Annotated in this window: 3 protein-coding genes; 2 read left to right on the plus strand and 1 reads right to left on the minus strand. The window is 54.3% G+C overall.

Annotation, left to right across the window (positions count from 1 at the left end):
* Positions 1 to 406 precede the first annotated feature (406 nt).
* Together ACHZA1_RS03345 and ACHZA1_RS03350 are read left to right on the plus strand one after the other, a co-directional pair.
* The gene (locus ACHZA1_RS03345; protein ID WP_320053818.1) at positions 407 to 7,573 is read left to right on the plus strand and encodes an MBG domain-containing protein; all 7,167 of its coding nucleotides are present in this window, start codon (positions 407 to 409) and stop codon (positions 7,571 to 7,573) included.
* 57 nt (positions 7,574 to 7,630) lie between these two features.
* Positions 7,631 to 8,449, plus strand: a complete 819-nt coding sequence (locus tag ACHZA1_RS03350; RefSeq protein WP_320053819.1) for an outer membrane beta-barrel protein — start codon at positions 7,631 to 7,633, stop codon at positions 8,447 to 8,449.
* Between the two features lie 336 nt (positions 8,450 to 8,785).
* On the opposite strand, the gene ACHZA1_RS03355 is transcribed toward ACHZA1_RS03350, so the two are convergent.
* Complete coding sequence (locus tag ACHZA1_RS03355) at positions 8,786 to 9,910, minus strand: helix-turn-helix domain-containing protein (RefSeq protein ID WP_320053820.1); 1,125 nt, start codon at positions 9,908 to 9,910, stop codon at positions 8,786 to 8,788.
* Positions 9,911 to 9,938 lie beyond the last annotated feature (28 nt).

Below are 9,938 nucleotides of genomic sequence, written 5' to 3' on the forward strand. Positions count from 1 at the left end.
GTGGGGCTCAAAAGTACCAAATCATTCGGTAAAAGCGGCTGCAGCACCACCCGCAAACCCTAAAAACTCTTACAAAACGGGGTGCTGTTTTCCCCTTCCGTTCAGGCAGATGGACAAAACGTAAACTGAAATGTACGATTTGTCCGTTCGGTTTGCACCGCATTCACCTCCTTTGCGCAATTAATGGGGGAGAGCAGAAGCCACCCGCAAGGGAGCGATGCCTTTACGCGCAGCACGAATTCCAATTCATGCCGCCATTCTGGGCCTGTTCCAGAATTCCCCGAGGTACGGCACTGCGCTCCGAAGGAGGTTCCGAGAAAGACCTAGGCCGATAGAAAGGACATAGGACACCTTCGCCCCGCCCCACCTGGCAACGTTGGAAAAATAGCAAAACAAACAAGCATACATGAAAAGATTTCTACTAATCCTTGCCCTATGGCTGGCCATTGCCGCCGGGGCGGTGGCGCAAACCGCAATAAAACCCACAGGGGAAGGAACACAGGAAGACCCGTACCAGATTGCCACGCTGGATAACCTCTACTGGCTCTCGAAGACGCAGTACTGGGACGGGAGATACTACCTTCAAACGGCAGATATCGATGCCACCAGCACCAAGGATTGGGATGGCGGCAAAGGCTTCCCCCCAATTGGCGCATTAACCCAATCCTTTATCAGCACATACGACGGTAACGGCCACACTATTACCGGGCTGTACATCAACCGTCCCAGCGAAGAATATGTTGGGCTTTGGAGGAAAACTAAGGATGCCGCCATTAAAGGGCTTACCCTTACCAACCCTAACGTTATAGGAAAGAATTACGTTGGCTGCTTAGCAGGCTACACTTCAAACACCCCCATCGCCAGCTGCAAGGTGGTTAATGGAACCGTAACAGGAACATCGTACATCGGGGGACTGGCAGGCGAAGCTTCCAGCTCGCAGGTAAGCCTGTGCAGCTTTGGCGGACAGGTAAAGGGTAGCCCTACCACTACTAAAGCACCGGTAGGGGGGCTAGCGGGTACTGTATCCGTTGGAAGCACCCTTAGCTACTGCTACACCACGGGCAGCGTAACCGGTGTCAACAATGTAGCAAACGGAGGAACTGGAGGTTTAGTAGGAGTGCTCTTCTCCCCAGTTAAAGTGCAAAACTGCTACAGCACCGCAGACGTAGAAGGTAGCGTTAACGTGGGTGGCCTTGTAGGGTTCAGTTTGTCTAATTCAACTATAGACAGGTGCTTTAGTGCCGGCAATGTAAGTGGCACAAGCAATTTAGGAGGCCTTGTAGGGTTCTTTAGTAATCTAGGCACTGTAACAAACTCCTACTACGATAGTGAGGTATCTAAGAAAAGTGACACCGGCAAGGGAGCTCCTAAAACCACCGCCGAAATGAAAGCCCAAGGCACCTTCGCCGGCTGGGGCTTCTACGGCGAGCCGGTCAACGGAACCGACAACCGCTGGATGTTTATTCCTACTAAGGATAACACCACCACCACCCTAAACTACCCATGCTTTGCACCCCAATGCACCGACAATATTACCTTTACCTCGTCGCTCACAAATAATAAGATATCCGCACACCTAAGCCTCAAGGTGGCTGGCGACGTTTACATCGACTGGGGCAATGGTGTACTGGAGAAACGAGCTATTTCCTCGACAGATCCCAGCATTCCTTCTGAGGTTAGACAAAACCCCTTCACCGCAGGGAGTACTGTAAAAATACTTGGCAATGGCATAACTGGCTTTAACTGCGCAGAACAAGGGGTTTCCTCGCTCGATGTATCAGGATGCAAGCAACTCCAAAACCTGTACTGCAACAACAATAGCCTTACCGCAATAGACATCAGCAAAAACCCTGCGCTAAAAAAGGTGGTCGTCTCGTACAACCAGCTAAAGGAACTAACCACCTCCAACAACCCGCTGCTTGAGGAGGTCAACATCGAGTTCAACCCGGGGGTTTCGTTAGATTTTAGCAAAAACCCTGCGCTAACTTATCTACACTGTGCAAAAAATGGCCTGTCCACGCTAAATGTTAGCGCCAATGCCAATCTAAAGACACTAGTCGTCAACGACAACAAGTTCTCGCTGCCCACCCTACCTCCTGCCGGAGATTTAGGCCAATACGTTTACGCCCCACAGGCAATGCTAAAGGCTCCAGCCAGCAACGGCATAGTAGACCTCAGCAGCCAACTAAAGGCTACTAGTGCCAATGGTGAGCAAACCACCAGCTACACCTGGTACAAAGCTGGAACAGATGTTATGTTGGAAAAGAATACCGACTATACCGAGACGGCAGGCGTGTTTACCTTCCTAACCACCCCTGCCAGCCCAGTGTACTGCATAATGACCAACAAAGCGTTCAGCGAATTTACAGGTACCAAAGCCTTCCGCACTGAGGATATTACGGTAGAGAGGAACAGCCCATTGGCCTACAGCTTTACCCAAGGAAACGTAGGTGCCATTACCGAATTCAGAATGAGATGCAGCAGCGAAGGGCCTTGCTTTATCGACTGGGGCAACGGCGTTTTAGTAGAGGGAGTGCAGCATAGCACGCTATCCAACTATAACGGGTCAGCAACCGCTGGCAGCACCGTAAAGGTATACGCCAAAGATGTAGTAGAGTTGATATCAACAGCCACCGACATACGATCGGTTGATGTGTCGGCGTCTCCAAATCTGCAGAAGCTGAGCATCTCTGGTGCCAACATTGCAACGCTCGACCTAACCGGCAGCCAAAACCTTACATCTCTGGGCTGCACCAGCAGCAACCTAAAAGAGCTGAAGGTTTCGAGCCCTAAGCTAGTCGAGCTATCCTGCTATGCCAACAACCTAAAAGAGCTCGATATTTCGAGCTGTACGGCACTTACCACCCTTCATTGCTATCAGAACCAGCTGCAAGCGCTAAATTTAAGCAGCAACACAGCGCTAAAGGATTTTAACGGCACAAACAACCTGCTAACCACGCTCAAGCTTAACGCCAGTTTAGCACTCGAAAAGCTATCGTGCGCCGACAACCTACTTACCGAACTGGTATTCCCCGATACACAAACGCTGAAATACATCTACGCGAATAACAATAAGCTAGATTTTAACACGCTGCCTAAGGTGAAGTCGTACTACTACAAAAACTACCAATACGCCCCACAGCAGCCCATTGCGCCTACCGTAACCAACGGTGTGGTAGACCTCCGCAGCCAGCAAAAGGTAACCGATGCCGATGGTAAAGAGTATCCCACCACCTACACTTGGTACAAATCGGGAACAAACGATGAACTGACAAAGGATGTCGACTATACCGAGACGGCAGGCGTGTTTACCTTTATTTCTCCTGTTACCGATGGGGTGTACTGTGTAATGACCAATCCTGCCTTCGATGGGTTTGTCCGTTCGAGTTCAGGTAATATATTCCGCTCCGAGGAGGTAAAGGTAAAGGCTACCCCAATAATTCGATGGGAGAACCCCACTGATATTACCTACGGCAACATGCTAAAACCAGCAGGGTCAAACGCCGAAGGTACGTTTTCCTACACCCCTTCGCTGACCCCACCCCTCAATGTGGGCGACAACCAAACCTTTACCATCAAGTTTATGCCTACCTTCCCAAACAACGTCGAAGAGGTCACAAAAACGGTAACGGTAAACGTAAAGAAGAAGCAGCTTACAGTAATCGGCTCAACGCACACCATCACCAAGGGCGACGCGATTCCTACCCCCACCATCACCTACCGCGGTTTCGCGAATGGTGAAGACGAGAGAGTTCTCGACATCAAGCCTACCTTAACCAACGTGCCAACGGCCCAAAGTAATGCAGGCGAGTACGTCATTGGCGTAACTGGAGGCTCCGATAACAACTACAAGTTTGTCTACAGTGAGGGCAAGATTACCATTAACAAGATTACCCCAACCATCAACTGGGCTAATCCTTCCTCTATCTCCTACGGCACCGCGCTAGGCAATACGCAACTCAACGCCACGGCCACTGCCGAGGGAACCTTTGCCTACAGCCCTGCAGCAGATACCAAACTAGATGCAGGACAGCACGAGCTAAAGGTTACCTTTACCCCTGCCGATGCGGTTAATTATAACAGCACAGAGCAAACCGTAACACTGACCGTAGAGAAGGCTACCCCAACCATTGCTTGGAATCCCCCTTCGTCCACCTCCTACGGAACGCCTCTGGGTGCAGCGCAGCTAAGCGCGACCGCCAATACCGAGGGAACCTTTACCTACAGCCCTGCGGCAGATACCAAGCTAGCGGCAGGACAGCACGAGCTAAAGGTTACCTTTACCCCTGCCGATGCGATTAACCACACTGGTGCAGCGAAAACCGTTTCCATTGTTGTGGAGAAGGCCACCCCAACCATTACCTGGGCTACCCCTGCCGCCATCACCTACGGAACACCTCTGGGTGCAGCGCAGCTAAACGCAACGGCCGATGCCGAGGGAGCCTTTACCTACAGCCCTGCGGCAGATACCAAGCTGGATGCAGGACAGCACAAGCTAAAGGTTACCTTTACCCCTGCCGATGCAGCTAACTACAACAGCGTGGAGGCAACCGTTAGCCTTACCGTAGAAAAGGCGATGCCTACTATTACATGGAATACGCCAACATCCATCACCTACGGTACCAAGCTAAGCGACAAACAGCAAAACGCCACCGCTGATATTGAGGGAGCTTTTACCTACGCTCCTGCCGAAGGAACAACCCTAGCGGCGGGCAAGCACGACCTAAAGGTTACCTTCACCCCTACCGATGCGGCCAACTACAATAATGTTGAGGCAACCGTAAGCCTTACCGTAGATAAGGCAACACCAACCATTGCTTGGAATACCCCTTCGCCCATCACCTACGGCACGTCTCTGGGTGCAGCGCAGCTAAGCACTACCGCTGATGCCGAGGGAGCCTTCACCTACTCTCCAGCAGCTAAAACTCTGCTCAATGCAGGAGAAGATCAAACGCTAAGTGCTACCTTTACTCCTATTGATAAGGTCAACTACAACGAGGTTACAAAGACGGTAGCCATCAGCGTAGCCAAGGCGCCCCTTACCGTTACCGCCAGTAACTACACCATCACCAAGGGCGAGAAAATTCCTGCCCTCGAGGTTACCTACAAAGGGTTTGTGAATGGTGAAGACGAAAGCGTGCTCGACGCCAAGCCTACCTTAACCACCAGCGCAACCAATACCAGCCCCGTGGGCAAGTATACCGTCGTTGCCGCAGGTGGTGCTGCCAGCAACTACGAGCTGACCTACGTTGATGGCGAGATTGACATCCTCGATAAGCGTATACCTACGGTTACCTGGGCAGAACCTGCCGCCATCACCTACGGCAGTGCGCTAAACACGGAGCTGTTCAACGCTACCGCATCGTACAGCAATGCAGCAGTAGAAGGTACGCTATCGTACACTACCAACGGCCACTCGCTTAAGGCTGGAGATGTACTTAACGCAGGTACCCATAGCCTGAAGGTTACCTTTACCCCTACCGATGGCGACTACTACATCAGCGTGGAGAAAACCGTAAGCATTACAGTAAACAGGGCACCGCTTACCGCTACCGCCAACAGTTACACCATCGTCAAGGGCGAGCCAATTCCTGCCCTAGGGGTTACCTACAAAGGGTTTGTGAATAGTGAAGACGAAAGCGTGCTCGACGCTAAGCCTACCGCTACCACCACAGCAAGTGCTGCCAGCCCCGTGGGCAAGTATACCGTCGTTGCCGCAGGTGGTACTGCAAGCAACTACGAGCTGACCTTCGTTGATGGAGAAATTGACATCCTCGATAAGCGTATACCTACGGTTACCTGGGCAGAACCTGCCGCCATCACCTACGGCAGTGCGCTAAACACGGAGCTGTTCAACGCTACCGCATCGTACAGCAATGCAGCAGTAGAAGGTACGCTATCGTACACTACCAACGGCCACTCGCTTAAGGCTGGAGATGTACTTAACGCAGGTACCCATAGCCTGAAGGTTACCTTTACCCCTACCGATGGCGACTACTACATCAGCGTGGAGAAAACCGTAAGCATTACAGTAAACAGGGCACCGCTTACCGCTACCGCCAACAGTTACACCATCGTCAAGGGCGAGCCAATTCCTGCCCTAGGGGTTACCTACAAAGGGTTTGTGAATAGTGAAGACGAAAGCGTGCTCGACGCTAAGCCTACCGCTACCACCACAGCAAGTGCTGCCAGCCCCGTGGGCAAGTATACCGTCGTTGCCGCAGGTGGTACTGCAAGCAACTACGAGCTTACCTTCGTTGATGGAGAAATTGACATCCTCGATAAGCGTATACCTACGGTTACCTGGGCCGAGCCAAATGGCATTACCTACGGTACACCTTTAAATGATGCGCAGCTTAACGCCACCGCATCATTCAACAACGCGGCAGTAGAAGGTACGCTATCATACACCACCAAAGGCAACGCCATAAAGGCTGGAGATATACTTACCGCAGGCACCCACAGCCTGAAGGTTACCTTCACCCCTACCGATGGCGACCGCTACATCGGCGTGGAGAAAACCGTAAGCATTACCGTAAGCAAGGCAACGCTTACCGCTACCGCAACCAGCTACAGCATCCACGAGGGGGAGGCCATACCTGCCCTAGGCATCACCTACAGCGGATTCGTCAACGGCGATACCGAGGCAGTGCTCGAGGCCAAGCCTACCGCTACCACCACTGCAACGGCAACCAGCCCTACTGGGGTGTACGCCATTACAGCCGATGGGGGAGCAGCGGCCAACTACGCGCTTACCTACGTAGCCGGCAAGCTTACCATATCGAACCCCATTGAGGTAGCTTCGCTACAGGCCCCACAGGCAGGCTGCGAGGGCGACAAGCTGAGCCTGGCCTACACCCTTACCAGCGGTAAGCCTACCGAGTACCAGATCGTATTCGACGCCAAGGCTCTTGCAGCGGGCTTCAGCAACAGCGGCTACGCTGCGCTGCCTGCCGGTAACGGTACCGTTTCCATCAGCATCCCCTCAAGGGTGGCCGATGGCGCCTACACCGCCTCGCTGCAGCTGCGCGACGGCTACGGCAACATCAGCGAGCCTACGGCCTTCCAGGTTACCGTTAACGTGTCGGCCGACATCATCGTGCCCAAGTTTGGCAGCGTGGTGCTGATCGACAACCACGAAGGCCGCTTTGCCGGCTACCAGTGGTACAAGAACGGCAGCGCCGTTGGCGGGGCTACCAACCAGTTCTACAAGGACCCCAACGGCCTTAGCGGAACCTACTACGCGCAGCTTAAAACGGCTACGGGCCAAACGGTGAATACCTGCTCCAAGGTGCTTAGCATCAAAAAGAGCGCATCGGCTAGCGTGAGCGTTTACCCCAACCCTGCCCGTGCCGGACAGGAGCTCACCGTTAAGCTTTCGGGCTTCGGCGACGAGGAGCTGCTGGGCGCCGTGCTAACGGTGTACAGCACCCAGGGCGCACCCGTGCGCACCCTGCGCAAGGTGGAGCAGGAAAACCGCATCACCCTATCGGGCAGCAACGGCGTGTACATGGGCCGCATCGTCACCGCCGATGGGCAGGTGCTCACCTTTAAGGTGGTTTTGGCCAACTAAACGTAAAGGGATGGGCGGCAGCGCCGCTCATCCCTTCAACCTAAAAAGAATAGTAAGATGACGAAAAAGCTACTTATAGCCGCACTGGCGCTCGGCGCCTCCGCTGCGGCACAGGCCCAGAAGGGCGACCAGCTCCTTTCGCTTAGCGTGGGGGGCGGGTTCCACCAACTAGGCTACAGCATCGACAACGGCAGCCGCAAGGGCGGTGCCGGGTATACCCTCGGCGCAGGGTACACCTACTTCTTCAGCCCCAGCTGGGGCATCAGCACAGGCGTGGGCGTGCAGTCGTTCAAGGCGACCAGCACGCTGAACCTGCTGACCTCGGCCCCTAGCGTGGATGCCGAGGGCGACGCCTACGAGCTCCGCACCCGCTACAGCGGCTGGAAGGAGGAGCAGTCGGCCACCCTTATCGACATCCCCGTGGCGGCCACCTACCGAAAGGCGCTCACCGCTAAGGTGGGGCTAACGGCCTCGGTGGGCGCCAAGCTCTCCATCCCAGCAAGGAGCACCTACAAGGCCACAGGGGGCTCGATTACCACCACGGGCTACTACAGCCAGTGGAAAGCGGAGCTGGGCGACATTCCCGAGCAGGGGCTGAGCACCTACGCCCAGAGGCCTTCGGGCGATATCTCCCTGCGCCCCTCGGTGGCGCTGCTGGCCGATGCCGGCGCTACCTACCTGCTAAACAATGCCATCAGCCTGTACGGCGGCATCTACGCCAGCTACGGGCTGAACAGCATGCTCAAGGCCGACAGCAAGAATATCTACCTAAAGGAGGGCACCTACAACGGCATCTTCGAGTCCAGCCAGGTAGATAAGGTTAGGCCCCTTGCCCTAGGCGTTAAGCTGGGCGTGGTGTGGAGTTTTAGACATTAGTATTTAGATTTTAGATGGCTGATGCTTGATATTATAAGGAAGGACGATTAGACGTACTTCTAATATCTAACATCTAAAGTCTAGATGGTAGCCGTTAGTATTTAGATTTTAGATAGCAGATACTAGATATCATGAGGAAGAACGATCAGATGCACTTCTAAAATCTAATATCTAAAGTCTAATATCTTATAGAACATCCATACAATGATTGAGGCGCAGCCCGACGGGGGTTGCGCCTTTTTGTTGGTAGAACTTCGGGGCGTGTGGTTCTTTCCTCCCCTACTAAGCGTTGTATCCCCGCGACACGTTAATACGCGAATACGCGCGGCCTATTACCTACTCCCCACTATCCGCCACGCGCAAGAAGCTGCGGTAGCTGCTGAAGCCGGCCATCTCCGAGAGCTCGATCTTGCTTCGGTCCTCGTTGGCGGAGTCGGACAGCAGCTGCCGGTACTCCTGCAAGCGGCGCTGGTTGATGTAGGCGCTAAAGTTGACCCCGTACTCGGAGTTGATGAACGAGGAGATGTAGGTGCGGTTGACCCCTAGCGTCTCCACCAGGTCGGCGATCTTGAGGCTGGGGTTCAGGAAGGGGCGCTCGACCTGCATGTACTCCTCGAAGCGCTCGCGGGTGAGCAGGCTCTTCTTGGGCAGGGCAGCCCCGTCGGGCTCGGCGACACCAGTGCCCAGCAGCGGAGGCTCGTCCTCCACAATGGTGACGTAGTGCCCTGCCAGCACGTAGTAGCAGAGGTAGCAGTACTGAAGCACCAGCACCAAAGTCTGGAAGCCCATTACGACGGTGCCCAGAACGGTGCTGCGCGAGTATATCAGCGCCAGCGAGGGGATCACCAGCAGGAGCACCGAAAAAAAGAGGAAGCCCAGCACCCACCGCAGCAGGTTGGGGCGCCCATTGGGCTGCTCGGCAGCAAAGCGCTGGTAGCGCGCCAGCCGCCTAAAGGCCAGCAGGGTATACACCACCGTAAAGACCAGCCGCACGGCCAGCTTGCTGTTGGAGTAACGAAAGAAGAGGCGCTCGGCCCCGTCGTACTCGCCATGGCCCACCACCACCCGCAGCTGCTCGGCCTGGGGCGTTACCTGCTGCAGCATCAGCAGCCCCAGCGCAATGAGCCCCGGCAGCAGGTAGTGCCACCACGAGAAGCGCTCGGCGGCATCGATACGCGTCACCTTAAAGATAAACCCGTAAAAGTACACCTGGATAAGCATAAACGCCAGGTAGGAAAGCCAGTTGATGCGGACAAAGAGTTCGGGAAGGTGGAAGTAGCAGAGCAAGGAAAGCCAACTAACCAGCGCGCTACCAAAGTAGAGGAACACCCTGGAGCGCAGCCGCCACTCGCCACTACCGCCGCGCATGGTGTCGAGGGTAAGGATCAGCAGCGCGGCAAACGAGGTTATAGCTGGAGCCAGTATTACAAGTAAGGAATACAGTTCTTCGAGTGATATCATACGTTAACGGCCAAATAAGAGGGGAGCA

The sequence above is a fragment of the uncultured Acetobacteroides sp. genome (assembly GCF_963667355.2).
Lineage (GTDB): Bacteria > Bacteroidota > Bacteroidia > Bacteroidales > ZOR0009 > Acetobacteroides.

Bases quoted from the DNA above. Each gene is read 5' to 3' on its own strand.
- ACHZA1_RS03345 (WP_320053818.1), top strand. From the start codon at position 407: ATGAAAAGATTTCTACTAATCCTTGCCCTATGGCTGGCCATTGCCGCC.
- ACHZA1_RS03355 (WP_320053820.1), bottom strand. From the start codon at position 9,910: ATGATATCACTCGAAGAACTGTATTCCTTACTTGTAATACTGGCTCCA.
- ACHZA1_RS03350 (WP_320053819.1), top strand. From the start codon at position 7,631: ATGACGAAAAAGCTACTTATAGCCGCACTGGCGCTCGGCGCCTCCGCT.